General features: G+C 61.0%; 25 protein-coding genes. 20 read left to right on the top strand and 5 right to left on the bottom strand.

What is annotated here, in order from left to right; genetic code table 11:
- Positions 1 to 8: 8 nt before the first annotated feature.
- The 15 genes from LUN51_RS04790 (at position 9) to hemB (ending at position 14552) form a co-directional block, all read left to right on the top strand.
- Positions 9 to 776, top strand: a complete 768-nt coding sequence (locus LUN51_RS04790) for a ParA family protein (RefSeq protein WP_277810351.1) — start codon at positions 9 to 11, stop codon at positions 774 to 776.
- Between the two features lie 40 nt (positions 777 to 816).
- A complete protein-coding gene (locus LUN51_RS04785) occupies positions 817 to 1743 on the top strand; it encodes a ParB/RepB/Spo0J family partition protein (RefSeq protein ID WP_277810350.1) in 927 nt (308 codons plus the stop codon).
- Positions 1744 to 1971: 228 nt separating this feature from the next.
- Complete coding sequence (locus tag LUN51_RS04780) at positions 1972 to 2370, top strand: ATP synthase subunit I (protein WP_040240260.1); 399 nt, start codon at positions 1972 to 1974, stop codon at positions 2368 to 2370.
- Between the two features lie 16 nt (positions 2371 to 2386).
- On the top strand, positions 2387 to 3250 hold the full coding sequence (atpB, locus tag LUN51_RS04775) for a F0F1 ATP synthase subunit A (RefSeq protein ID WP_246941500.1): 864 nt from the start codon (positions 2387 to 2389) through the stop codon (positions 3248 to 3250).
- Between the two features lie 52 nt (positions 3251 to 3302).
- Positions 3303 to 3551, top strand: a complete 249-nt coding sequence (gene atpE / locus LUN51_RS04770) for a F0F1 ATP synthase subunit C (protein ID WP_011508579.1) — start codon at positions 3303 to 3305, stop codon at positions 3549 to 3551.
- 66 nt (positions 3552 to 3617) lie between these two features.
- Entirely contained in the window at positions 3618 to 4088 is a 471-nt protein-coding gene (locus tag LUN51_RS04765; RefSeq protein WP_040240267.1) for a F0F1 ATP synthase subunit B, read from the top strand.
- 11 nt (positions 4089 to 4099) lie between these two features.
- Positions 4100 to 4636, top strand: coding sequence for a F0F1 ATP synthase subunit delta (locus LUN51_RS04760; protein ID WP_040240270.1), 537 nt, complete (start codon positions 4100 to 4102; stop codon positions 4634 to 4636).
- Between the two features lie 16 nt (positions 4637 to 4652).
- Positions 4653 to 6197: a F0F1 ATP synthase subunit alpha gene (gene atpA / locus LUN51_RS04755; protein WP_097021491.1), complete on the top strand. Its 1545-nt coding sequence runs from the start codon at positions 4653 to 4655 to the stop codon at positions 6195 to 6197.
- A 65-nt stretch (positions 6198 to 6262) separates the two neighbouring features.
- Complete coding sequence (gene atpG / locus LUN51_RS04750) at positions 6263 to 7141, top strand: F0F1 ATP synthase subunit gamma (RefSeq protein WP_277810349.1); 879 nt, start codon at positions 6263 to 6265, stop codon at positions 7139 to 7141.
- 87 nt (positions 7142 to 7228) lie between these two features.
- Entirely contained in the window at positions 7229 to 8605 is a 1377-nt protein-coding gene (atpD, locus tag LUN51_RS04745; RefSeq protein WP_277810348.1) for a F0F1 ATP synthase subunit beta, read from the top strand.
- A gap of 78 nt (positions 8606 to 8683) precedes the next feature.
- The gene (locus tag LUN51_RS04740) at positions 8684 to 9109 is read left to right on the top strand and encodes a F0F1 ATP synthase subunit epsilon (RefSeq protein ID WP_277810347.1); all 426 of its coding nucleotides are present in this window, start codon (positions 8684 to 8686) and stop codon (positions 9107 to 9109) included.
- A 188-nt stretch (positions 9110 to 9297) separates the two neighbouring features.
- A complete protein-coding gene (gene glmU / locus LUN51_RS04735; RefSeq protein ID WP_277810346.1) occupies positions 9298 to 10659 on the top strand; it encodes a bifunctional UDP-N-acetylglucosamine diphosphorylase/glucosamine-1-phosphate N-acetyltransferase GlmU in 1362 nt (453 codons plus the stop codon).
- A 179-nt stretch (positions 10660 to 10838) separates the two neighbouring features.
- Positions 10839 to 11624 carry a DeoR/GlpR family DNA-binding transcription regulator gene (locus LUN51_RS04730; RefSeq protein ID WP_246894868.1) on the top strand — a complete coding sequence of 262 codons (786 nt, stop codon included), beginning with the start codon at positions 10839 to 10841 and terminating at the stop codon, positions 11622 to 11624.
- 16 nt (positions 11625 to 11640) lie between these two features.
- Complete coding sequence (gene glmS, locus LUN51_RS04725) at positions 11641 to 13473, top strand: glutamine--fructose-6-phosphate transaminase (isomerizing) (RefSeq protein ID WP_277810345.1); 1833 nt, start codon at positions 11641 to 11643, stop codon at positions 13471 to 13473.
- A 104-nt stretch (positions 13474 to 13577) separates the two neighbouring features.
- The gene (gene hemB, locus LUN51_RS04720) at positions 13578 to 14552 is read left to right on the top strand and encodes a porphobilinogen synthase (RefSeq protein WP_277810344.1); all 975 of its coding nucleotides are present in this window, start codon (positions 13578 to 13580) and stop codon (positions 14550 to 14552) included.
- Between the two features lie 13 nt (positions 14553 to 14565).
- Here hemB and LUN51_RS04715 read toward each other — a convergent pair whose 3' ends face one another.
- From LUN51_RS04715 to LUN51_RS04705, 3 genes are all read right to left on the bottom strand, one after another.
- Entirely contained in the window at positions 14566 to 15486 is a 921-nt protein-coding gene (locus tag LUN51_RS04715) for an oxidoreductase (protein ID WP_277810343.1), read from the bottom strand.
- Between the two features lie 31 nt (positions 15487 to 15517).
- Positions 15518 to 16630 carry a murein transglycosylase A gene (gene mltA, locus LUN51_RS04710; protein ID WP_277810342.1) on the bottom strand — a complete coding sequence of 371 codons (1113 nt, stop codon included), beginning with the start codon at positions 16628 to 16630 and terminating at the stop codon, positions 15518 to 15520.
- A gap of 115 nt (positions 16631 to 16745) precedes the next feature.
- On the bottom strand, positions 16746 to 17441 hold the full coding sequence (locus tag LUN51_RS04705; protein ID WP_277810341.1) for a YitT family protein: 696 nt from the start codon (positions 17439 to 17441) through the stop codon (positions 16746 to 16748).
- A 216-nt stretch (positions 17442 to 17657) separates the two neighbouring features.
- On the opposite strand from LUN51_RS04705, the gene LUN51_RS04700 reads away from it, so the two are divergent.
- Entirely contained in the window at positions 17658 to 18488 is an 831-nt protein-coding gene (locus LUN51_RS04700) for a DUF72 domain-containing protein (RefSeq protein ID WP_277810539.1), read from the top strand.
- 338 nt (positions 18489 to 18826) lie between these two features.
- A complete protein-coding gene (locus LUN51_RS04695) occupies positions 18827 to 20194 on the top strand; it encodes a sodium-dependent transporter (RefSeq protein WP_040240298.1) in 1368 nt (455 codons plus the stop codon).
- Positions 20195 to 20292: 98 nt separating this feature from the next.
- On the opposite strand, the gene LUN51_RS04690 is transcribed toward LUN51_RS04695, so the two are convergent.
- Positions 20293 to 20487 carry a PA3496 family putative envelope integrity protein gene (locus LUN51_RS04690; RefSeq protein WP_277810340.1) on the bottom strand — a complete coding sequence of 65 codons (195 nt, stop codon included), beginning with the start codon at positions 20485 to 20487 and terminating at the stop codon, positions 20293 to 20295.
- 201 nt (positions 20488 to 20688) lie between these two features.
- Here LUN51_RS04690 and hexR point away from each other — a divergent pair, with 201 nt between their 5' ends.
- The 3 genes from hexR (at position 20689) to LUN51_RS04675 (ending at position 24374) form a co-directional block, all read left to right on the top strand.
- Positions 20689 to 21555, top strand: a complete 867-nt coding sequence (gene hexR, locus LUN51_RS04685) for a transcriptional regulator HexR (protein ID WP_097021478.1) — start codon at positions 20689 to 20691, stop codon at positions 21553 to 21555.
- 70 nt (positions 21556 to 21625) lie between these two features.
- Positions 21626 to 23845, top strand: a complete 2220-nt coding sequence (gene uvrD / locus LUN51_RS04680; protein ID WP_178998897.1) for a DNA helicase II — start codon at positions 21626 to 21628, stop codon at positions 23843 to 23845.
- 64 nt (positions 23846 to 23909) lie between these two features.
- Positions 23910 to 24374, top strand: coding sequence for a phosphate-starvation-inducible PsiE family protein (locus LUN51_RS04675; RefSeq protein ID WP_178998898.1), 465 nt, complete (start codon positions 23910 to 23912; stop codon positions 24372 to 24374).
- Here the strand turns inward: LUN51_RS04675 and LUN51_RS04670 are convergent.
- Entirely contained in the window at positions 24371 to 24775 is a 405-nt protein-coding gene (locus LUN51_RS04670; protein ID WP_178998899.1) for an acyl-CoA thioesterase, read from the bottom strand. The two genes, LUN51_RS04675 and LUN51_RS04670, sit on opposite strands and share 4 nt — an antisense overlap.
- Positions 24776 to 24783 lie beyond the last annotated feature (8 nt).

Here is a 24783-nt window from a genome sequence, read left to right as displayed (position 1 = left end):
AGTCGATCGTGACCAAGATAATCGCCTTGACCAATCAGAAAGGTGGCGTTGGTAAGACCACCACCGCGGTCAATCTCGCGGCCTGTCTCGCCGCGTTGGACAGGCGTGTTCTATTGGTCGATCTTGATCCTCAAGGACATGCCACCATGGGCAGTGGTGTCGACAAGCATGAGCTCGAGGGTAGTGTGCTCGAGGTGCTACTGGAAGGACGTCGCGCCAGCGAGGTGATTCTCGATTGCCCCGACGCCGGTTATGCTCTGCTGCCCGGCAATGGCGACCTGACCGCCGCCGAAGTCGATCTCCTCGATCGTGACGGACGCGAGCGCTGCCTGGGCGATGCTTTGGGAAGCGTGGCTGCAAGTTACGACGTGGTGATCATCGATTGTCCCCCTTCGCTCAACATGCTGACCGTCAACGCCTTGACTGCCGCGGATGGGGTATTAATTCCCCTGCAATGCGAATTCTATGCGCTGGAAGGGCTCTCAGCGCTTCTGGATACCGTTGAGCAGATCCAGGCCAACGTGAATCCCGATCTAAGCATTTTCGGCATCGTGCGAACCATGTACGACGCGCGCAACAGCCTGACGCGCGACGTCAGCAAACAGTTGAGCCAATATTTCGGTGACACCCTGCTCAAGACGACCATTCCGCGCAACGTACGCGTCGCCGAGGCGCCGAGTCATGGCCTGCCGGTCACCAAGTACGCCCGCTTGTCGCGGGGTAGCCAGGCCCATCGGGTGTTGGCCAAGGAACTGATCCGCCGCCTGGCGCTATGATGCGTCCCTGGCGAGTAGGAGACGAATTGAGGGAATACCTATGACGCGCAAACGCGCACTGGGACGCGGCCTGGATGCCTTGATCGGTGCAGGCGCGCGTCAACGCGATACACTCGGCGATGACGCTATCGACGGCGACGTCGTGCTGGAACCCGCTCAGGCCCCGGCTGCCGATGAGGAGCAGGAGCGCTTGATGCGCTTGCCGCTGGGACAATTGAGTCGGGGCAAGTATCAACCACGGCGCGACATTCAGCCTGAGTCGCTTGAGGAACTGGCCGATTCGATTCGTGCCCAGGGCGTCATGCAGCCTATCGTGGTTCGACCGATGGGCGAGGCTCGCTACGAGATCATCGCCGGCGAACGACGCTGGCGGGCCGCTCAGCTGGCGGAACTCGACGTCATCCCCGCGGTAGTGCGCGAGGTCAGCGACGAGGCCGCCCTAGCCTTGGCGCTGATCGAGAATATCCAGCGCGAAAATCTCAACCCGGTAGAAGAAGCCATGGCGCTGAAGCGCCTGCTCGACGACTTCGAGCTCACGCAACAGCAGGTGGCCGATGCAGTAGGCAAATCGCGCGCACAAGTGGCGAACCTGCTGCGCCTGTTGAGTCTCGACGAGGAAGTGCAGACATTGCTCGAACGCGGCGACCTGGACATGGGGCATGCGCGTGCTCTTTTGACCCTGCCCGCCGCGCGCCAGCGCAGCATTGCGCGTGAGGTCGTCGAGCGCGATCTGACCGTGCGCCAGACCGAAGCGCTGGCCAAGCAGAATGCCAGCGGCAACAAGGGGGCCGCCAAGTCCACGCCGAGCGCGTCGGGCAATACCGATGTGGCACGGCTCGAAACGCGTCTCGCCGAACTGCTGGGCGCGCCGGTCAAGATCCAGCATGGGGCCTCCGGCAAGGGGCGTGTCACCATTCGCTATACCAGCCTCGACGAACTGGACGGCATCCTGGGGCATATTCAATGATGGGATGGCGTCGCGCGATATACTGGTTAGTGTGACAAAATGCCGCAGTCAACGTTTAGCGCGTTAACGTTATTTATCGTCTTTTCGTGCCCCTTTAGTGGTAAGGAACTGCCAGATCGCGCTAAATCGGTCCATGTTCTGTTGAAGGCCACTAGGCCCTCCCCTATAATCCGCCAAGATTTGTCCGGGTGACGACACCAGCAACGAGAGGACGGCAAGACCGACGCCATGCATAAAGCGGCACCGGCCAGGCTCAAGGGCCCACGACTGTTTCCCTTGCTGATGTTGCAGTTGTGCATGGCACTAGGAATGACGGCACCCACGTTGATCTGGCATACGCCTGAAGCGGCGTTATCGACATTGTTAGGCGGCCTAGTTGCCTGGCTGCCCAACGTTTTTTTTGCTTGGCAAACCTTTCGTCATCAGGGGGCGTCGCAAGCGCGCAACATCGTAAACAGTTTCTACCGAGCCGAGGCCGGTAAGTTCGGTTTGACGGCGGCATTGTTCATAGCGGTATTCGTAGCCGTGCCTCCCTCAAACCCCGCTTTCTTCTTTGGCGCTTACGTGGTGACGCAGTTGGCGCACTGGCTGGGACCCTGGCTGTTGCATCGACCGTCGCGCACTTGAACTCGAGGCTTACTCAATGGCAGGCAACAACCCGACGTCTTCGGAGTACATCCAGCACCACCTGCAAAACATGACCTTCGGGTTGCACCCGGAGCATGGGCTGGGGCTGGCACATTCCGCGCAGGAGGCCCAGGAAATGGGCTTCTGGGCCATTCACCTGGACACCATGGGCTGGTCGATCGGCCTGGGGATCTTGTTCCTGTGGGTGTTCCGCATGGTCGCCAAGACCGCGACCACCGGCGTGCCGAGCGGCCTGCAGAACTTCGTCGAGATGATGGTCGAGTTCGTCGATAATTCGGTACGCGAAACGTTTCACGGCAAGAGCAAGTTGATTGCGCCGCTGTCGCTGACGATCTTCTGCTGGATCTTCCTGATGAACCTAATGGATCTGGTGCCGGTGGACTTTCTGCCGATGCTGGCGCAGAAGATCGGTGCCTGGTTCGGGGCTGATCCCGCGCATGTCTACTTCAAGGTCGTGCCGACCACCGACGTTAACGCCACGCTGGGCATGTCGCTGGCGGTCTTTGCCCTGATCATCTTCTACAGTATCCGCGAAAAGGGCTTCTCCGGCTTCGTGGCCGAGTTGACGCTGCACCCCTTCAACGCCTCCAATCCGTTCGTCCAAGCCTTGCTGATTCCCGCCAACTTCCTGCTGGAAGCGGTGACGCTGCTGGCCAAGCCCGTGTCGCTGGCATTGCGGCTGTTCGGTAACCTCTACGCAGGCGAGCTGATCTTCATTCTGATCGCCATGATTGGCTTGTGGCAGTTGCCCCTGCATTTCGCGTGGGCGACTTTCCACCTTCTGATCATCACGCTACAGGCGTTCATCTTCATGATGCTGACGATCGTCTACCTGAGCATGGCGACGGAAAAGCATTAACCGGTTTTCTCAACCCCAACCCCTTAAACCTTGAAATAAACTGGAGTCAATCATGGAAGCACAAGTTCTGGGCATGACCGCTATCGCCGTCTCCCTGCTGATCGGCCTGGGTGCATTGGGCACTGCCATCGGCTTCGGCATCCTCGGCGGTAAGTTCCTCGAAGGTGCGGCACGCCAACCGGAAATGATTCCGCAACTGCAGGTGAAAATGTTCATCGTCGCTGGTCTGCTCGACGCCGTGACCATGATCGGTGTGGGTATCGCGCTGTTCTTCACCTTCGCCAATCCGTTTGTCGGTTAACTTTGCCGTTCGGCCCATGGGCCACGGTGACATTAACCCCAAACTTGTGATGCGAGAGGTGCTGGCGTGAATCTGAACCTAACCCTGATCGGTCAGGCCATAGCCTTCGCGGTCTTCGTCTGGTTCTGCATGAAGTTTGTATGGCCGCCGGTCATGCAGGCGTTGCAGGAGCGGCAAAAAAAGATCGCTGATGGCCTGGATGCGGCCAGCCGTGCGACTCGCGACCTTGAGCTGGCTCAGGAGCAAGCAGCCGAGCAACTCAAGGAGAGCAAGGAGCAGGCGGCCGAGATCATCGAGCAGGCCCATAAACGGGCCAACCAGATGATCGAGGAAGCGCGTGATAACGCTCGTCTCGAAGGGGAGCGCATGATCGAAAGCGCTCGCGGCGAGATCGAGCAGGAGACGCAGCGTGCGAAGGAAGAGTTGCGGACCCAGGTGGCGACACTCGCCATTCAGGGGGCCGAGCGCATCCTCGACTCCTCCATTGATGAAGCCAAGCATCGTGAGCTGGTCGACAAGCTCGCGGCTGAGCTCTGAGGAGGTGAGGCATGGCTGAAACGTCTACCGTAGCTCGTCCGTACGCCAAGGCGGCGTTCGAATATGCGCGCGATCAAAAGGCGCTTGAAGCCTGGTCCGGACACCTGGCCTCGGCGGCGCAAGCGGTGGTTGACACCGATTTCAACGCCAAGGTGGTGGGCAACCCGAAACTGTCCCGAGGACAGAAGACCGAGTTGTTGCTCGAGGTTTGCGGAGAACTCGATGAGTCTCTTCGCAACTTCCTCCGTACCGTTGGCTCGCGGGGGCGGTTTGCCGCCCTCCCGGCGATCGCCGAGCAGTTCGAGGCATTGCGCGCTCGAGAAGAGAAGCGGGTGGATGTGACCATCGTCTCCGCCTTCGATCTGGATGCCGCACAGCAGGACAAGCTCGCGACTGCGCTGAAAAAGCGTCTCAACCGCGAAATCTCCATTACCACTCAGGTGGACCGTGCGCTGATGGGCGGCGTGATCCTGCGTGCCGGCGATACCGTTATCGACGGTTCGGTACGCGGTCGATTGAACCGTCTACGCGACGCACTTTCCGCTTGAGTTCGAGGGACATGGCATGCAGCAACTGAATCCTTCCGAGATCAGCGACATCATCAAACAGCGTATCGAAAAGCTGGATGTCGCATCCGAAGCCCGCAACGAAGGTACCGTGGTCAGCGTTTCCGACGGTATCGTGAAGATCCACGGTCTCGCCGACGCGATGTTCGGCGAAATGATCGAGTTCCCCGGCAGCATCTTCGGCATGGTGCTCAACCTCGAGCGTGACAGCGTCGGCGCCGTGGTGCTCGGCGACTATCTGCAGCTCGAAGAGGGCATGACCGCGCAGTGTACCGGTCGTATCCTCGAGGTGCCGGTGGGTCCGGAATTGATTGGCCGTGTGGTCGATGCGCTGGGTAACCCCATCGATGGCAAGGGCGAGCTCGACACCAAGATGACCGACGCGGTGGAAAAGGTCGCACCGGGCGTCATTACCCGTCAGTCCGTCGACGAGCCGATCCAGACCGGTCTCAAGTCCATCGACGCCATGGTGCCGATCGGCCGCGGTCAGCGTGAGCTGATCATCGGTGACCGTCAGATCGGTAAGTCGGCGATCGCCATCGACACCATCATCAACCAGAAAGACAAGGGCGTTACCTGCGTCTACGTCGCTATCGGCCAGAAGCAGTCGACCATTGCCAACATGGTGCGCAAGCTCGAAGAGCATGGGGCCATGGAGCACACCATCATCGTCGCTGCCGGCGCCGCTGACCCGGCACCGATGCAGTTCCTGGCGGCGTACTCCGGCTGCACCATGGGCGAGTATTTCCGCGACCGTGGCGAAGACGCTCTCATCGTCTACGACGATCTCTCCAAGCAGGCCGTGGCCTATCGCCAGGTCTCGCTGCTGCTGCGCCGTCCACCGGGCCGCGAAGCCTATCCGGGCGACGTTTTCTATCTCCACTCGCGTCTCCTCGAGCGTGCCGCGCGTATCAACGCCGATCATGTCGAGAAGCTCACCAACGGTGAGGTCAAAGGCAAGACCGGCTCGCTGACCGCGTTGCCGATCATCGAGACTCAGGGCGGCGACGTCTCGGCGTTCGTGCCGACCAACGTGATCTCGATCACCGACGGTCAGATCTTCCTCGAGACGAACCTCTTCAACTCTGGGGTACGTCCGGCGATCAACGCGGGTCTGTCGGTATCGCGTGTGGGTGGCTCGGCACAGACCAAGATCATCAAGAAACTGGGCGGGACCGTGCGTCTGGCCTTGGCGCAGTATCGTGAACTGGCTGCTTTCTCACAGTTCGCCTCGGATCTCGACGAAGCGACCCGGAAGCAGCTTGAGCATGGGCAGCGCGTCACCGAGCTGATGAAGCAGAATCAGTATTCGCCGATGTCGGTGGCCGAAATGGCGGTGACGCTGTACGCCGCCAACGAAGGTTTCCTGGAAGATATCGAGGTCAAAAAGGTGCTGGATTTCGAGAAAGCGCTGCAGGCGTATATGAAATCCGAGCATGCCGAGCTGATCGACAAGATCAATCAGACCGGCAATTACGACGACGATATCAAGCAGGGCCTCAAGTCCGGCCTCGAGACGTTCAAGTCCACTCAGACCTGGTAATGCAAGGCCCGGTGATACCGGGCCGGCAATCCTAGCTGAGCGGCTCGCAAGAGGGTGAGATCGAGATGGCAGCTGCAAAAGAGATTCGCACCCAGATCGGGAGCATCAAGAACACGCAGAAGATCACCAGTGCCATGGAAATGGTCGCTGCGTCGAAGATGCGCAAGGCCCAGGAACGCATGACGGCCAGCCAGCCGTACGCGAAGCTGATCCGTCGCGTGGTGAGTCACATTGCCAAGGCCAACCCCGAGTATCGTCATGAGTACATGATCGAGCGCGAAATCAAGCGCGTGGGGTATATCGTGGTCTCCAGTGACCGTGGTCTGGCCGGCGGCCTGAACGTCAACGTGTTCAAGGCCGTGACGCGCGAAGCCAAGTATTGGCATGAACAGGACGTCGAGGTCGATTACGCGGCCATCGGCTCCAAGGCCAATGTGTTCTTTCGCAACCATGGCGGCAATCTGGTGGCGAGCAAGAGCGGACTGGGCGAAGCCCCGGCCGTCGAAGACCTGATCGGGAGCGTCAGCGTCATGCTGAAGGCCTTCGATGAGGGACAACTGGATCGGCTTTACGTGGTGCATAACGAGTTCGTCAACACCATGACCCAGAAGCCGGTCGTACGTCAGTTGCTCCCCTTGGAAGCCGAGGCGGATGATGACGATGAAGAAGAGACACGTGCCAGCGGCAGCTGGGACTACCTGTATGAGCCGGACGCCAAGACCCTGCTCGATCATTTGCTAGTGCGCTATGTGGAATCGCAGGTGTACCAGGCTGTGGTCGAGAATGCGGCCTGCGAACAGGCGGCACGGATGATCGCAATGAAGAGCGCGACCGACAATGCCGGCAATCTGATCGATGACCTGGAGCTGGTCTATAACAAGGCCCGTCAGGCCGCGATCACCCAGGAGATTTCGGAGATCGTCGGCGGCGCCGCCGCCGTATGACGACGCAGGTCCCACCGAGGTCCCAGCGCGGGCAACCTCGGGGCCCAGGCGAAGCAGGTTTCATTTGCAGGTATTAGAGGAACCAACATGAGCGGACGTATCGTACAAATCATCGGCGCGGTGATTGACGTAGAGTTTCCGCGGGACGATGTGCCCAAGGTCTACGACGCGCTGAAGGTCTCCGACACCGAGACCATTCTGGAAGTACAGCAACAGCTGGGTGACGGCGTCGTGCGCGCCATCGCCATGGGTACCACCGAAGGCCTCAAGCGTGGTCTCGATGTCGCCAACACCGGGGCAGCGATTTCGGTGCCGGTGGGTAAGGCCACGCTGGGACGCATCATGGACGTCCTTGGCAATCCCATCGACGAAGCCGGCGAAATCGGCGAAGACGAACGCATGCCGATCCACCGCAAGGCGCCGGGCTACGCGGATCAAGCAACGTCCAACGAGCTCTTGGAAACTGGCATCAAGGTCATCGACCTGGTGTGCCCGTTCGCCAAGGGCGGCAAGGTTGGCCTGTTCGGCGGCGCCGGTGTCGGCAAGACCGTCAACATGATGGAGTTGATCCGCAACATCGCTACCGAGCACAGCGGTTATTCCGTCTTCGCCGGGGTGGGGGAGCGTACCCGTGAGGGTAACGACTTCTACCACGAGATGAAGGACTCCAACGTTCTCGACAAGGTGTCGCTGGTCTATGGCCAGATGAACGAACCGCCCGGGAACCGCCTGCGCGTGGCCCTGACCGGTCTGACCATCGCTGAGAAGTTCCGTGACGATGGGCGTGACGTGCTGTTGTTCGTCGACAACATCTACCGTTATACCCTGGCGGGCACCGAGGTCTCGGCGCTGCTGGGCCGCATGCCCTCTGCGGTGGGCTATCAGCCGACCCTGGCCGAGGAAATGGGCGTCTTGCAGGAGCGCATCACCTCGACCAAGACGGGCTCCATCACCTCCGTTCAGGCGGTTTACGTCCCGGCGGACGATTTGACCGACCCGTCACCGGCGACCACCTTCTCGCACTTGGACGCCACCGTGGTACTGGCGCGTTCCATCGCCGAGTTGGGCATCTACCCGGCGATCGATCCGCTGGACTCCACCTCGCGCCAGCTCGATCCGCTGACCGTCGGCGAAGAGCACTACAACACCGCACGCGGTGTGCAGGGCGTGTTGCAGCGCTACAAGGAGCTCAAGGACATCATCGCCATCCTGGGGATGGACGAGTTGGCCGACGAAGACAAACTGACCGTGGCACGGGCGCGCAAGATCCAGCGTTTCCTGTCACAGCCGTTCTTCGTCGCCGAGGTCTTCACTGGGGCGCCTGGCAAGTACGTCTCTCTCAGGGAGACCATCCGCGGCTTCCAGGGTATCCTCGACGGGGAATACGACGAACTGCCCGAACAAGCCTTCTACATGGTTGGTACCATCGACGAAGCCGTCGAAAAAGCCAATAACATGAAGTAAGGCCATGCCCATTCGGGAGTAGTAAGGACGGCGCCGTTGCGCGTCGTGCCCGACGCTTCCATGAACGAGGAGATAGCGATGGCTAGCTTCCAATGCGACATCGTCAGCGCCGAGAAGGCCATCTTCTCCGGCAACGCCGAGCAGCTAGTGGCGGCCGGCGTGTCGGGCGATCTGGGTATTCTGCGTGGTCACGCACCGCTGCTCACCGAGCTCAAGCCGGGACCGATACGCGTGACACGCGAAGATGGCGAGGAAGAAGTGTACTTCGTCACCGGCGGTTTCCTGGAGGTCCAGCCGGAGGTGGTCTCGGTGCTGGCCGATACGGCCACACGGGCGCACGATCTCAATGAGGCTGCCGCCGAAGAGGCGCGTCAGGAGGCCTTGCGGTCCATGGGCGACAAGCAGTCCGATCTCGACTACACCCGGGCAGCCGCCGAGTTGGCGGAAGCCGTGGCTCAGTTGCGGACCATTCAGCAACTGCGCGAGAAGGGTAGTCGACGCTAGTCGCCGCACGCGATGCTACTGTCATTAAGGCGACCCACGGGTCGCCTTTTTAGTGGGCGCGTACCGAGACGCCTGCTTTACGGGCGTTCACGTATCATGTCCAGAGATGACGCATGTCGCTTGGTGGCGCCTTCCGCCCGCCGTAGAATACGCTCATCTTCTTCGAGAGATGCATAGGGACGACAGCGATGACGTTAGACGTGGTGATACTCGCCGCCGGCCAGGGAACGCGGATGCGTTCGGCCAAGCCCAAGGTCCTGCATTCGTTGGCGGGCAAGCCAATGGTGACGCATGTGCTGGATACCGCCGAGCAATTGGGTGCGACACGCACGCACGTGGTGATCGGCCATGGCGCCGAGCAGGTCGAGACCGAGCTCGGCGGGCGCGAAGTGCGTTTCGCCCTGCAGGCGGAACAGAAGGGAACCGGTCATGCCGTGGCCCAGGCATTGGAGAGCATGGGCGACGGCAAGGTGCTTATCCTTTACGGCGATGTCCCGCTGATCCGCGCCGAGACCTTAGCGGCGTTGCTTGCCGAAGTGGATGAGACCCGCTTGGGGCTTTTGACCGTGGAACTGCCCGATCCCAGCGGTTATGGGCGAATCGTGCGTGATACCGACGGCCGCGTTACGGGCATTGTCGAACACAAGGAAGCCAGCGAGGCCCAGCGCGCTATCACTGAATGCAACACGGGTATCGTTGCCGCCACCGGGGCGCAGCTCAAGCGCTGGTTGCCCCGGCTCTCCGCCGAGAACGTTCAGGGCGAGTATTATTTGACCGACATCTTCGCCATGGCGGCGGCCGAGGGCATCGATATCGCCACGGCTGCGCCTGCCTCGGCGCTGGAAGTCGAAGGCGTCAACAATCGTTCCCAGATGGCGGCCCTTGAGCGTTCTTATCAGCGGGACCGGGCCGAGCGTCTGCTGACCGAGGGCGTGGCACTTGCCGACCCCGCGCGTTTCGATGTGCGTGGTCACCTCGATTGTGGGCATGATGTCTTCATCGACGTGGGCTGCGTGTTCGAGGGCGAGGTGACGCTTGGCGATGGCGTCAGCGTGGGCCCCTATACGCTGATCCGCGACAGCCATATTGCGGCGGAGACGGTGATCGAGGCGCACAGCGTCATCGACGGCGCCGAGGTAGCTGCGCGCGCGCACATCGGGCCCTTTGCACGTTTGCGTCCCGGTACGCGTCTGGCGTGCGACAGCAAGGTCGGCAACTTCGTCGAGACCAAGAACGCCGAGGTTGGCGAAGGCAGCAAGATTAATCACTTGAGCTACGTAGGCGATGCCCGGCTGGGACGCGGCGTCAATGTTGGTGCGGGCACCATTACCTGCAATTACGACGGCGTCAATAAACACCTCACCGAGATCGGTGACGATGTCTTCGTGGGCTCCAATACGGCCTTGGTGGCGCCGGTATCGCTAGGCGATGGGGCGACGGTCGGAGCCGGCTCGACCATCAACAAGAATGTCGACGCCGGGGCGTTGGCGGTGGCGCGCCCCCGCCAGACCACGCGGGCGGGATGGCAGCGTCCCCGTAAGTCTTCGTGAATGACAAAGGGCGGCCCTCAGCGGTCGTCCTCTAACGATCCCCTCCCGCTATCTCTTGGGGAATGAGATTTCTCCTCTGCCGTGCGCTATTTTTCTTCCTCATGCTGGGCGGTGCTTGACCGAAGATGTCGAATCGCGTTTGATACGCGTATTGTTTCGTTTCGGAAGATATATCTTTCGTGAATAAGGATGATATGCCCAAACGCGATACTGCCCAGCGCCGCCATGCCATGCTGGCCTATGTGAATGAGCAGGGCGAAACCAGCGTCGATACGCTTGCCCGCCACTTCGCAACCTCCGAAGTCACCGTACGCAAGGATCTAGCCACTCTGGAGAAGAGTGGTTTGTTGTTGCGTCGCTTCGGCGGCGCCGTGCCGTTGCCCAGCGAGATACTGACGGAAGCCAATACGCCGCTTTCGACTCGAAAGATAGCGATCGCGCGGGCGGCGAGTACGCGTATCCGTGCCCACAATCGCATCATTATCGACAGCGGCACTACCACCTCGGCGATGATTCCCGAATTGGGCGGGCGCGAAGGACTGGTGGTAATGACCAACGCGCTGTCGGTGGCCAATGCCTTGCGCGAGATGGAGCCCGAGCCGGCGATCCTGATGACCGGTGGCACCTGGGACCCGCACTCCGAATCCTTCCAGGGGCAGGTCGCCGAGCAGGTGCTGCGTTTCTACGATTTCGATCAATTGTTCATCGGTGCCGATGGCATCGACCTGGCGCGCGGGACCACCACCTACAACGAATTGCTGGGGCTATCGCGGGTGATGGCCGAGGTCGCACGCGAAGTCGTGGTGCTTGCCGAATCCGACAAGATAGGCCGGCGCATCCCCAATCTGGAACTGCCGTGGGAACGCATTCATACCCTGATCACCGACGAGGGGCTCGATGCTGATGCCTGTCGACGGATCGAGGCACAGGGCATTGTCGTCATCCGCGCCGCGGTCAACGAATGAAGACGAGGAGTTCAATATGTGTGGAATCGTAGGAGCCGTCGCCGAGCGTCACGTGCAGGAAATCCTTCTTGAAGGCTTACGCCGTCTCGAGTATCGCGGCTACGACTCGGCGGGCATGTCCGTGCTTTCCGACGATGCGCGACTCAATCGTCAGCGTGCGGTGGGCAAGGTGGCGGCTCTAGAAGAGAAGCTCGCCGACACGGCGCTCAAGGGCACCCTGGGTATCGCCCACACGCGTTGGGCCACGCACGGTCGCCCCAGCGAGCAAAATGCGCATCCGCATCAATCCGGCGATAGCCTGGCGGTGGTGCATAACGGCATCATCGAGAACCACGAGGCGCTCAAGGGCGAGCTCGAAGCCCAGGGCTACGTCTTTACGTCCGAAACCGATACCGAAGTGGTCGCGCACTTGTTGTCGCGCGAGTTCACTCTTTCTCAAGATCTGCTCCAGGCCGTGCAACGCAGCGTGGCCTTGCTGGAAGGCGCCTACGCCCTGGCCGTGGTGCACCGTGCGGAGCCCGATGCGATCATCGGTGCGCGCAAGGGTAGTCCGCTGGTGGTAGGCGTGGGCATCGGTGAGGCGTTCCTGGCGTCCGACCCGCTGGCGCTATTGCAGGTCACCGATCGCTTCATCTACATGATGGAAGGCGATGTGGTACGCCTGGCCCGGGGCGGTGAAATCGAGCTCTTCGAGACGAGCGGGGAGCGCGTCGAGCGTCCGGTGAGCATCTTCGAGCATGGCGACGGCGTAACCAGCAAAGGCGGCTATCGCCACTTCATGCTCAAGGAAATCCATGAGCAGTCCCAGGTGATCGCAGCCACGCTGGAAGGACGTCTCGGCGATCATCAGGTGCTGGTCAACAGTTTCGGAGCGGATGCCGCGTCGTTGTTCGAGGGCGTGCGGCAGGTGCATATCATCGCCTGTGGTACTAGTTACCATGCGGGTATGGTGGCGCGCTACTGGATCGAAAAACTGGCCGGCGTACCCACTCAGGTCGAGGTGGCCTCGGAATATCGCTACCGCGAAGTAGTCGTGCCCGAGGGCACTTTGTTCGTGACGCTATCGCAGTCTGGTGAGACCGCCGATACGTTGGCGGCGCTGCGCTTCGCCAATCAGCGCAATTATCTCGGCAGTCTGGCGATCTGCAACGTGCCAGGCAGCTCGCTGGTGCGTGAATCGGATCTAACCTTGATGACGCAGGCTGGCCCCGAGATTGGCGTTGCCTCGACCAAGGCGTTCACCACCCAACTGGTGGCGTTGCTGCTGCTGGCTCTGGCGTTGGGCCGCGTGCGGGGCGCCAATGGCGAGCATGCGCCGCTTGTACAAGGCCTCCGGGAGCTGCCCGGAGTCATCAACCAGGTGCTGGCTCTGGATGGCGAGATCGAGCAGTTGTCGATGGCGTTCGCCGAGAAGCATCATGCCTTGTTCCTGGGGCGCGGTGCGCATTTCCCAATCGCCCTGGAAGGCGCGCTCAAGCTCAAGGAAATCTCCTATATTCATGCCGAGGCCTATCCGGCGGGCGAGTTGAAACACGGTCCCCTGGCCCTGGTCGACAGCGAAATGCCGGTGATCGCCGTAGCACCTAACGATGAACTGCTCGAGAAGCTGAAATCCAATCTTCAGGAAGTGCGTGCCCGCGGCGGCGAGTTGTTCGTGTTTGCCGACGAGAGCATTCGTATGGAGACCAACGAGCACCTGCACGTGCTACGCGTGCCGGCGGTCAGCGAGGCGTTGGCACCCATCGTCTACACCATTCCGCTGCAATTGCTGGCCTATCATGTCGCCGTGCTCAAGGGCACGGATGTCGACCAGCCGCGCAACTTGGCCAAGTCGGTGACGGTGGAATGATGCGACATTTTGTCGGCTGGGTTGTTTTGTTAGCGTGCTATAAAATACATTCCGGTTCTTAACGCCGGGCGCCGCCGCGCCCGGCGGCGATCAAGGAGTCTTACATGCCTGCTCAGTTTCCCCAGGCCCGTCTGCGACGCCTGCGGCGCACATCATCGCTGCGTGACATCGTGCGTGAAACCTCGCTGCGTCCGGAGCATTTGGTGTATCCGATCTTCGTGGAAGAAGACGCGGACGATTTTGTCCCCATCGAGGGGATGCCGGGGCAGTATCGCGTGCCGGAAAGCCAACTGGCGGAGGAAGTGAAACGCCTCAGCGCGCTGGGCCTCAAGGGCATCATGCCGTTCGGCATTTCGCATCACAAGGATGCCGACGGCAGCGATGCCATGGACGAAAACGGCCTGGTGTCGCGCATGGTGCGCATCATCAAGGCGGCCGATCCCGAGATGGTGGTGATTCCGGATATCTGCTTCTGTGAGTACACCACGCACGGGCACTGCGGCATCCTCAAGGGCAATACCGTCGACAACGACCTGACCATTCGCAATCTTGGCGTCCAGGCGGTCGCGGCCGCCCGGGCGGGGGCCGACATCATCGCGCCCTCGGCGGCCCAGGACGGTCAGGTGGCGACGATTCGCGCGGCCCTAGACGAGGCCGGTTTCGAGGATATTCCCATCATGGCGTATTCCACCAAGCTGGCGTCGGCGCTGTACGGCCCCTTCCGCGAAGCGGCGGGCACCGAACTCCAGGGGGATCGCAAGACCTATCAGATGGACCCCATGAACCGCCGCGAGGCGCTGCGCGAGTCGCTGGCAGACGAAGCCGAGGGCGCCGATTTCCTGATGGTCAAGCCGGCGCTGGCGTATCTCGACATCATGGCGGACATCCGTCGCAACAGCCTGTTGCCGCTGGTGGCGTACCAGGTCAGCGGCGAATACGCGATGATTCGCCTGGCGGCGCAACAGGGCGTGATCGATGAAGCGGCGGTGATCCGCGAAACACTGGGCTCGATGCGCCGCGCCGGTGCCGATCTGATCATGACCTACTTCGCCCCGCAATTGCTCGAGGAAGGCCTGTAGAGGCTGGTAGTGCCTACGCGGGGTGTGTCGTTTCCCAGCGCGCCCCCGTGAGCTCGCACGAAACCTCCCACAGGCGCGCCTCGACCGCCGGGTCACGCGTGTTACGAGCGCGGTGGGCCAGTTTGGGTGCGCCACGTGTCTCGCCGAGACCGTCAGGCCCGATGTAATCGCCGGGACCGACGTGATCGCTGAGCGCGGCATGCAGCGTGGGGCGGGCGCCCTCGGCAGCGGACTGGCTGATCAGCGGTAGGGTCAGCTTGAAGACACTGCCGATGACCGGGCGGCTTTTCACGCCGTCGTCGAACAGCGCGGTGCGAGACAGCCCGGGATGGGCGGCAAGGCTCATGAGCCCCCACTGCCGGGCGTCGCTTTGTTTCTGCAGCGCCTGGGCGAACAACAGCATGGCGAGCTTGGATTGCCGGTAGGCTCGCCAGGGATCGTAGAGCGTCTCGCCGTTAAGGTCGTCGAAGGCGATGCGGCCGCCACGATGAGCGAGGCTCGAAAGTTGTACTACGCGGGGCGCCGTCGCGGCGGTGAGCAGTGGTAGCAACTCGCTGGTGAGAAGAAAATGCCCGAGGTAGTTGATACCCAACTGACGCTCGAAGCCATCTTGGGTGCGTTCGAGGCGTGGCAGGGCCATGATTCCGGCATTGTTAATCAAACGGGCCAGCGAGGATTCGTCCCGGTTCAGGCGTGCGGCGAAGTCGCGTACCGAGGCGAGGCTGTCGAGGTCGAGCGCTTCGTGACGGACTGTGACGCGCGGGGCATGGGTACGAATGGCATGGCAGGCCAGCTCGCCTCTTTCCACGTTGCGTGCGGTGATGATTACACGATAACCCTGCGCGGCAAGGCCCTTGGCGGTCTCGAGACCGAGCCCGGCGGTAGCGCCGGTGACCACGGCCAACGGGGCCGTGGCGTGGCGATCCTCACTCATGCGTCTCTTCCCTCTTTGCCCGATGATTGGCTCATTTCGGTATCAGTACCCACAGGCGACCGTCCTGCTTCATACGTCTGGCGCGCTCGCCAGCGGTGTCGCCGTGTCCCCAGTAGAAATCCGCACGCACGGTTCCCTTGATGGCACTGCCGGTGTCCTGAGCGACCATCAGGCGCTGCAAGGGTTCTTTCGAGAGCGGCTGTGTGGTCGATAAGAAAATCGGTGCGCCCAGCGGAATGCGCGAGGGATCCACGGCCAGGCTGCGTTCCGCGGTCAAAGGCACGCCGAGGGCACCGATCGGTCCTTGGGTAGTGCTGTGATCGCTATCCAACTCACGGAAGAACACCATGCGCGGATTTATGGTGAGCATTTCCTTGACTCGCCCGGGATGGCGCTTGGCCCAGGCGCGCACGCCGGGCAGCGTGGCCTCGGAGGCATCGATCTCGCCACGTTCGATCAAGGCACGATTGAACGAGCGGAAGGGTTGATTATTGGACCCCGCGAAGGCCACACGCATGGTACCGCCGTCGTCTAACCGAACACGCCCCGAGCCCTGAATCTGCAGGAAGGCGGCCTCGACGGGGTCATCGACCCAGACCAGTTCCTGACCGCGCAGGGCACCGCTTTCCAGCAATGTGCGCTGCTCGGCACGTACACGATGCGGTGCCGCTTGCCAGGCGTTGGGAAAGCGATAGAGCGGCGTCTGGTACGGCCCGTGCCGGTCACGCGAGCCATTCAGAATGGGCTCGTAATAGCCAGTGATCGTGCCCGTGGTGGAGCCATCGTCGTTGGTGAGGCGGTAAGGCTGAAAGCGAGTCTCGAAAAAGCGCGTAATACCGCTTTCATCGAGCGGGTCGACATGTTCGGCATCATCGCAGACCGATGTCCAGCGGGGCTTCTTGGCAAGCTGCGGACAACTGGCGAGAAACGCACTCCAGGCGGCGATGACGTGATCGTCACGCCAGCCGGGCAGTGCCTGCCATTCCATGGGCTGCATACGCTCGGACTCTGCCGGCGATGGCGTGCTCGGGGCGGGAGGCTGAGAACTGCAAGCCCCCAGCACCAGCAGCGGCAACAACCACGCCGTGCGTGCCAGTTGGCGCAGGGTGTGGGTGGCGTCGATGATCGGTCGCGGCAATGGCATGAACAAGCAAGGCACCTCGGCGGTCGACTCCCGGAATGAGTATCGCCAGCGATGATGCCTTGCCGGGGCGAGTCGTGCCAGTGGCATCTCGCCTAAGGCGCTTTTCAGGCGAGGCCTAGCCTTCCTCGTTGAGAGGCCGCAAGCGCGCGATCGAAGCGCGATGGGGAGACAGGGCGCCCTTGCGACGCGGAATGCGCGCCGTCTCGTCATCGTCGTCAATGGGTTGGTGACGCTGGCCACTGGCCTTGCGATGATAACGGCCGAGCACCGCGCTCAAGGTGAGAAATGCCAAGGCCGAGCCCGCCACCTGCGTCCATGGGTAGACGATGACGGCCAACAACAACAACAGCAGATCGCAGCACAGCGTGGTGCGACCGGCATGCCATCCCACGCGGCGTTCCAGATAAAGGGCGAGAATGTTGAGACCTCCCAACGAGGCGTTGGCTCGAAACAGCAACGCAAGCCCGAGGCCGATCAACAGCCCCGCCGCGATGGCGCACACCACAGGGTGCGTGTTGCCCAAGGGAAGTGTGGCGGTGAGGGTGTCGCTGAGTACCGAAAGCAAGGTCACGCTCAAGAGTGTGCGTAGCGTGAAATCGCGCCCCAATTGCTTGAACGCGAGCCCGTAAAAGGGCAGGTTGATGACGAAGAAAGTGATGCCGAAACTCACCGGCAACAGATCGCTGATCAGCAAACTCAACCCTGCGGTACCGCTGACCAGTAGATCGGCGGATTGCAGAAGCCGCACGCCAAGTGCCACCAACAGGCAGCCTTCGAACAGCGTCAGCCAGGAACGCCAGGAAACCTTCATGTTGTCTCTCCCGTGGGTGTGGAAGATGAATCGATGCCAAGGATGGTCGGCGAACCGCTTCAGGCTTGTGGCCGGAAGCCGGGAGCATGACACGATGCAAAAAGCGTACCCGGTGAGGCGGCTTCGTGCAGCGCATCATAGCCGCGGGATACCCGCGATACAATTGCGAGGCGCATCGTGACGGGGAATCACCCACGTTTGTTCCTGGGCTTGCCGATGTGGGCGAATGGAGAATGGCGTGGCAGTCTCTATGCTCGACACGCGCGCCAAGAGGGCATGCTGCACGATTATGGTGCCGTGTTCAGTAGCGTGGAAGGCAACACAACCTTCTACAGCGGGCCGCCTAAGGCGGCGACCATCGCCCAGTGGGCGCGCCAGGCGCCGCCGAATTTTCGTTTTTGTTTCAAGTTACCGGCGCGGCTCACGCATGAAAAACGCCTGGTGGGCATTGCGGATGAAATCGAGACGTTCTTTGCAGCGCTAGCGCCGTTACATGACCGGCTAGGGCCGACGATGGTGCAGTTGCCGCGTGATTTCGGGGCCCCGGAACTGCCAGCGTTGGAGGCATTATTGAAACACTGGCCGTCGGCAATACCCTGTGCCGTGGAGGTGCGTCATAGTGAATTTTTCCACAAAGGGGCGGCGGAACAGCAATTGAACCGCTTGTTGATAACTTATGGCGTGGATCGGGTCATGCTCGATGTCAGGCCGCTTTTTGCGACCCCTGCGGGAGACGACGCGCGCTTGATCAAGGCGCAGGGCGAAAAGCCGAAACGCCCGTTACACGTGATTTCCACGGCAAATATGCCTATCGTGCGTTTCATCGGGCATTGTGATATGGACATTAACGATCGACTTTTTACGCCTTGGTGTGAGCGCCTGATTCTGTGGATAAAACAGGGGAAAACCCCTTTTTTGTTTGTGCATACGCCGGATAACCGACAAGCACCGCAATTGGCCCGACGCTTCTATGCACGCCTGGCCGAACGTGTCGATTTACCACCTCTCGAAGCCTTTCCCGGTGAGCACCAGAGTGCACTTTTCTAACGCAGTGATAACGCCATGGCGTCGTATGACTCGGTGTTGATGGCTTGACGCTATAACGCGAATGGTTTTGGCTAAAACTTGTCGCTAAAATGGCGCTTCTCTGTGGACGACGTCGAGGACAGTCGTCTCCTCAACCGGTGTTTATCGACACTCATACGGTGACTGACATCGCTGCGAGCGGTGCGGTCTCCTTGCTGATCGGTGGCTAGATCCCAGCGCTCGCAAGGACCTGTCATGCTCCATGTCGCGGTGTGCAATCCATGCCCAGGGGACGTGGCAACAACAATACAACGCCGTCATTTACATGCTTGATGGCGCCACGCAACTCAGGTGAAGCAATGTCTTACAAGTCTCATTCGCACGCGCAGTGGTCCTCCCGGATGGCTTTCGTGCTGGCCGCCGTCGGTTCGTCGGTCGGCCTGGGCAATATCTGGAAATTCCCCTACATGACCGGCGAAAGCGGTGGCGGTGCTTTCGTTCTGGTGTATCTGATCTGCATCTTCCTGGTCGGCTTGCCGATGTTGATGTCCGAATGGTTGCTCGGGCGATTGGGCCAGAAGAATCCTATCTCGACGATGGGCGACATCACGCGGCGCCTCAAGCGCAGCCGAGCTTGGGTGTTGATCGGCGTGGCCGGGATTCTCGGCGCGTATTTGATCCTCTCCTTCTACAGCGTGATCGGTGGCTGGGCGCTGGCGTACATTCAAATGGCGGTGGTCGACACCTTCAGCGGGCTGGATAACGATAGCGTTGGCACCTTGTTCGGCAATCTGCTGGCAAGCCCCGTGGAATTGCTGCTCTGGCATAGCCTGTTCATGATCATGACGATCGGTGTCGTGGTGGGTGGCGTTGCCGGTGGCCTGGAGCGTGCGGCGAAGACCCTGATGCCGGCGCTGGCTGTGCTGCTGGTGTTGCTCGTGGGTTACGCTGCGACCACTGGTGCTTTCGCCGAAGGGGCGGCTTACCTGTTTACGCCGGATTTCTCCAAGATCACCCGTGACGGCATTCTCGCCGCGCTGGGGCATGCCTTCTTCACCCTGAGTCTGGGCATGGGCATCATGATGGCGTATGGCTCGTATCTCTCCGATGACGTCAACATCGGTCGCTCGGCGCTCATCGTCGTGGTCATGGATACTGTCATTGCCCTGCTTGCCGGACTGGCCATTTTCCCCATCGTGTTCGCCAATGGATTGGATGCGGCCGCGGGTCCAGGCCTGATCTTCCAGACCCTACCGCTGGCGTTCGGCAACATGGCCGGTGGTTGGCTGTTCGGCCTGCTGTTCTTCGTATTGCTGGTGTTCGCGGCGTGGACCTCTGCGATCTCACTACTGGAACCACTGGTGGAATGGATCGAGGAGCGCTCACCGCTGTCGCGCGTGGGCTCGACCATCGTCGCGGGGTTGGCAACCTGGGCCCTGGGGCTGGCCACAGTGCTGTCGTTCAACATCTGGGGTGATTTTGCGCCACTGGGCATGTTCGACAAGTTCGCCGGCATGACCATCTTCGATTTGCTCGATTATGTCACCAGCAAGCTGCTGCTGCCGCTGACCGGCTTGGCGACTGTGCTGTTCGTGGGCTGGTTCATGGGGCGCGACGAACTGCGCTCGCAGCTCAACATGAGCGATGGCGCCTTCGCGCTATGGCGTGTGGCGGTACGTTTCATAGCGCCCATCGGCGTGGTGATCGTCTTCGTCAGCAGCCTCTGAGCGTTACCCGGCGTGGGCGCATATTGCCACGCCGGGTCTGGAACGCCCTTCCAGGAACCCGATGAACGAGGAGGCTTCTCCGTTCATCGGGTTCCTGCTTATTGCCAGTCGTCGTAATCGACGATATCGCGTTCCAGACGCTTGAATTCCTGATGCAACTCAATACCGCGCCGTGCTCGCAGGTAGCGTGTCGCGGCGTGTTTCTTGCGTTGTTCGTGCTCGATCATTTCCAGACTCATGTGGATGTCGAGAAGCTCGCTTTTCAAGGATTGAAGATGTTCGGCATCGCGCATATCGAATCTCCCAATCGTCCTCACAAACCGACTTATTGCCATTTAGCCGCGTTCCGCTTGACATAATTACTATAACGCACTTGACAGAATTGTGACGTCGAGGCTGAAACGGGCGTTTTTTCTCTTCTTCAATGCCTGCGGCATACTAGAATCGAATCTGTTTTTCACGTCGTTGCTGGTCAGCCAAGGAGTCGCGCCATCATGAGCAGTGCCCTGTTCGACGAGATGAGACGCCGCATGGAGCACTTTCGACGCTCCGAGCAGAAGGTGGCGCGTTTCGTGCTTCGCCATCCTGAGGATGTTATCCACATGCGCATCGTCGACCTGGCCACCGAGGCCAAGGTCAGCGAGCCCACCGTGGTGCGTTTCTGTCGCGCGCTGGGGTGCAACGGTTTCCAGGACTTCAAGCTCAAACTGGCGCAGATGCTGGCCACAGGGAGCCAGTTCGCGCAGTTCTCGATGAACGATAGTGACAGCGTCGCTGAATTTGCCCACAACATTTTCGACTCCACCGTGGGTACGCTGCTCTCGGTGCGCGATCGGCTCGATCATGCCGCGCTGGGCAAAGCGGTCAACGCCCTGGCCATGGCCAATCGTGTGGAGTTCTACGGCTTCGGGGCCTCGGGCGCGGTGGCTTTCGATGCTCAGCACAAGTTTTTCCGTTTGCAGATTTCCACTGCGGCTTATTCCGACCCGCACATGCAGAATATGTCGGCGGTAACGCTGACGCCTCGCGACGTGGTGGTCGCCATCTCCCAGACCGGACGCACACGGGCGCTGGTGGCCAGCGTGCGCTTGGCCCGTGAGACAGGAGCTACGGTGATCGGCTTATGTCCCAGCGATTCACCGCTGGCAAGCGAAGTCACTCTGCCGCTTTATATCGATGTGCACGAGGACACCGAAATCTACACTCCGATGAGCTCGCGCGTGGCGCATCTGGTGATCGTCGACGTGCTCGCCGTGGGCGTGGCCAAGACACGTGGGCCCAAGCTGGCAGAGCAACTCCAATCGGTGAAGAAAAGTCTGGTCCCGCTGCGCTATCCCGACGACGAGGAAGACGAGACATAGCCGGCGACCGAAGCACGGGCCGGCTATGCTAAGCTAGTCGCTCATTTCGCAACGCCAAGATACGTGATCCATGGACGACGTTTCGCCGGGCGACGTTTCGCCGCTACTCGACTCGCTGAACACGGCCCAGCGCGAGGCTGTGAGCCATCCGCAGGGCAATTTGCTGGTACTGGCCGGCGCCGGTTCGGGCAAGACGCGTGTCCTGGTGCATCGTATCGCCTGGTTATTGCAGGTCGAGGGGCTATCGCCCTATGCGATTCTCGCCGTGACTTTCACCAACAAGGCGGCGCGCGAGATGCGTACGCGCCTTGAGGCGTTGCTGGGCCTGTCGTTACGCAATATGTGGGTGGGGACTTTCCACTCCATCGCGCACCGCCTGCTACGCACCCATTGGCACGACGCTCGCCTGCCCCAGCATTTCCAGATCATCGATAGCGACGATCAACTGCGCCTGGTCAAGCGCTTGCTCAAGGACCATCGCATCGACGCTGAGCGCTTCCCGCCCAAGCAGGTGCAATACTTCATCGGCGGCTGCAAGGAAGAGGGGCTGCGCGCCCATCAGGTCCAGACCCATGGCGATGCTTATATGGGCCAGATGGTCGATCTCTACGAGCGCTATCAACTAGCGTGCGAACGCGCCGGTCTGGTCGACTTCGGAGAATTGCTGCTGCGCGGCCTGGAACTGCTGCGCGACAATCCGGCGTTGCTGGCGCATTATCGCGAGCGCTTCGGTCATCTGCTGGTCGACGAGTTCCAGGATACCAACACCCTCCAGTATGCTTGGCTCAAGCTGCTCGCCGGTGACCGCGCGGGCATGACCGTGGTCGGCGATGACGATCAGTCGATCTATGGCTGGCGTGGGGCCAAGGTCGAGAACATCCGGCGCTTCGCCGAAGAATTCCCCGCGACCACTACGGTGCGCCTGGAGCAGAACTATCGCTCGACGAGTGCCATTCTCGAGGCCGCAAACACGCTGATCAGCCATAACGCCGGGCGCATGGGCAAGGAGCTTTGGACAGATGGCGTTCATGGTGAACCGATCTCGGTTTACGCCGGCTTCAACGATCTCGACGAGGCCCGCTTCATTGTCGATACCCTCAACGAGGAAGTGAACAAGGGCAGCGCGCGGCATGACATCGCGATTCTCTATCGCTCCAACGCCCAGTCGCGGGTGCTCGAGGAGGCCTTGATTCGCAGTGGCGTGCCGTATCGCATCTACGGTGGTCAACGCTTCTATGAGCGTCTCGAGATCAAAAACGCCCTGGCGTATCTCCGCTTGACGCTGACGCGCGACGACGATGCCTCGCTGGAGCGCGTGATTAACGTGCCGGCGCGCGGCATCGGCACACGCACCGTGGAAGTGCTGCGCGAGCGGGCTCGTACGCAGTCAGTTTCATTGTGGCAAGCCTTGCACGATAGCCTCAGCGAGGGATTGTTAAAGGGGCGCGCGGCCAGTGCGCTCTCGGCATTTTCGGAGCTGATCGAGCGTCTCGACAACGATACCGCCGGCATGGCGCTGCATGAGCTGATCGAGCATGTGCTCCACACGACCGGGCTACTCGAACATCACCGCAACGAAAAGGGCGAGAAGGGGCAGGCGCGTGTCGAGAACCTCGAGGAACTGATCAATGCCGCGCGCAATTTCGCCCAGGGCGATCCCTTCTCGCTGCAGGAGATCGGCGAGGGCGCGGCCGCGCTGGAACCGTTCCTGGCGGAGGCGGCGCTCAATGCCGGTGATCACGAGGCGAACGACTTCGAGGACAGCGTGCAACTGATGACGCTGCACTCGGCAAAAGGGCTGGAGTTTCCGGTGGTGTTCGTCGCCGGTGTCGAGGAGGGCTTGTTCCCACATAAGATGTCGCTGGAGGAGCCGGGACGTCTCGAGGAAGAACGGCGGCTGTGCTATGTCGGGGTGACCCGCGCCATGCGCAAGTTGTATCTGACGCATGCCGAGATACGGCGCCTGCATGGCAAGGAAACCTTCTCGCGGCCGTCGCGCTTTTTGCATGAGTTGCCCGAGTCGTTGCTCGAGGAGGTGCGTTTGCGTGGCCAGGTCTCGCGGCCGGTTTCCACGCGGCCGAACCGCGGGCTCTCCCAGCAGCAGAGCGTATCGAGCGACGACGACCAGCCCTCGTTGAGCCTGGGGCAACGGGTCAGCCATCCGGTCTTCGGTGAAGGGGTCATTCTCAATGCCGAGGGCGAAGGCGCCAGGGCGCGTGTCCACGTCAGTTTCGAGGACGAAGGCGACAAATGGCTGGTCCTGGGGTTCGCAAAGCTCACGCCGTTATGAAGCGACGCGTGTCGAGCGGTACGGCCGGAGCAATAGCCGGGTACAAGGAAAGTGAGGAGCAACGATGAAGAAATGGTTTCCCGAGTTGATGGATCAGTGGTCGCAGCTCTCCGGCTATCAACGCTTCGAGCGGCTGGTGTCACTGGTGCTCACGGTGGCGATCGGCTGTGTGGTGCTGGTGGCGCTGTATTATCTGATCATGCACGTGATCGAGCTGCTATTCGTTCAGACCCGCGATCCGTTCGATTACCGCGTCTTCCAAGCAGTGTTCGACATGATTCTCACGGTGCTGATCGCCATGGAGTTCAACAATTCCATCGTGCGCACCATGGAAGGGCGTGGCGGCTTCATTCAGGTCGAGATCGTGGTGCTGATCGCGATCATGGCGCTGGTCCGCAAGTTCATGGTCATGGACATGGAAACCATCGATCCCTTGATGATCATAGCGTTGGCCACTGCGGTACTCGCCTTGGGGCTGAGTTATTGGCTGGTGCGGCGCGGTAGCCAACATCCCGACGAGAAGCGTTAAACGTCGGGAACGGGACGGATGCGACCATTGTCATCCAGTGCCACCATCACGAAACGCGCCTCGGTGACCTTGTAGCGCTCCTCGGGACTGCGCTCGTGTGGTGGGCGGATCCACACCTCGACATCGACCTTGATCGAGCTGCGCCCGACTTCGCTGATGCGGGTGAAGATATTGACCATCGCGCCGACTCGCACCGGACACAGAAAATCCATGCCCTCGGTGGCCACCGTCGCTGTCCGGCCGCTTGCCAGGCGTCCCGCGGCGAGCTCGGCGGCCTGGTCCATTTGCGCCATGAGCCAGCCGCCGGGGATATCGCCGTAGAGGTTGGTGTCCTGGCGCCGGGTGACGAGCTTGAGCGTGAGTTCGCCCTGCGGGGTGGGAATATCGTCGAGTTCATGCATGATGTGGG

Source organism: Chromohalobacter canadensis (assembly GCF_029544075.1).
Classification (GTDB): Bacteria; Pseudomonadota; Gammaproteobacteria; order Pseudomonadales; family Halomonadaceae; genus Chromohalobacter; species Chromohalobacter canadensis_A.
This window is presented reverse-complemented; position numbering and strand designations above follow the sequence as displayed.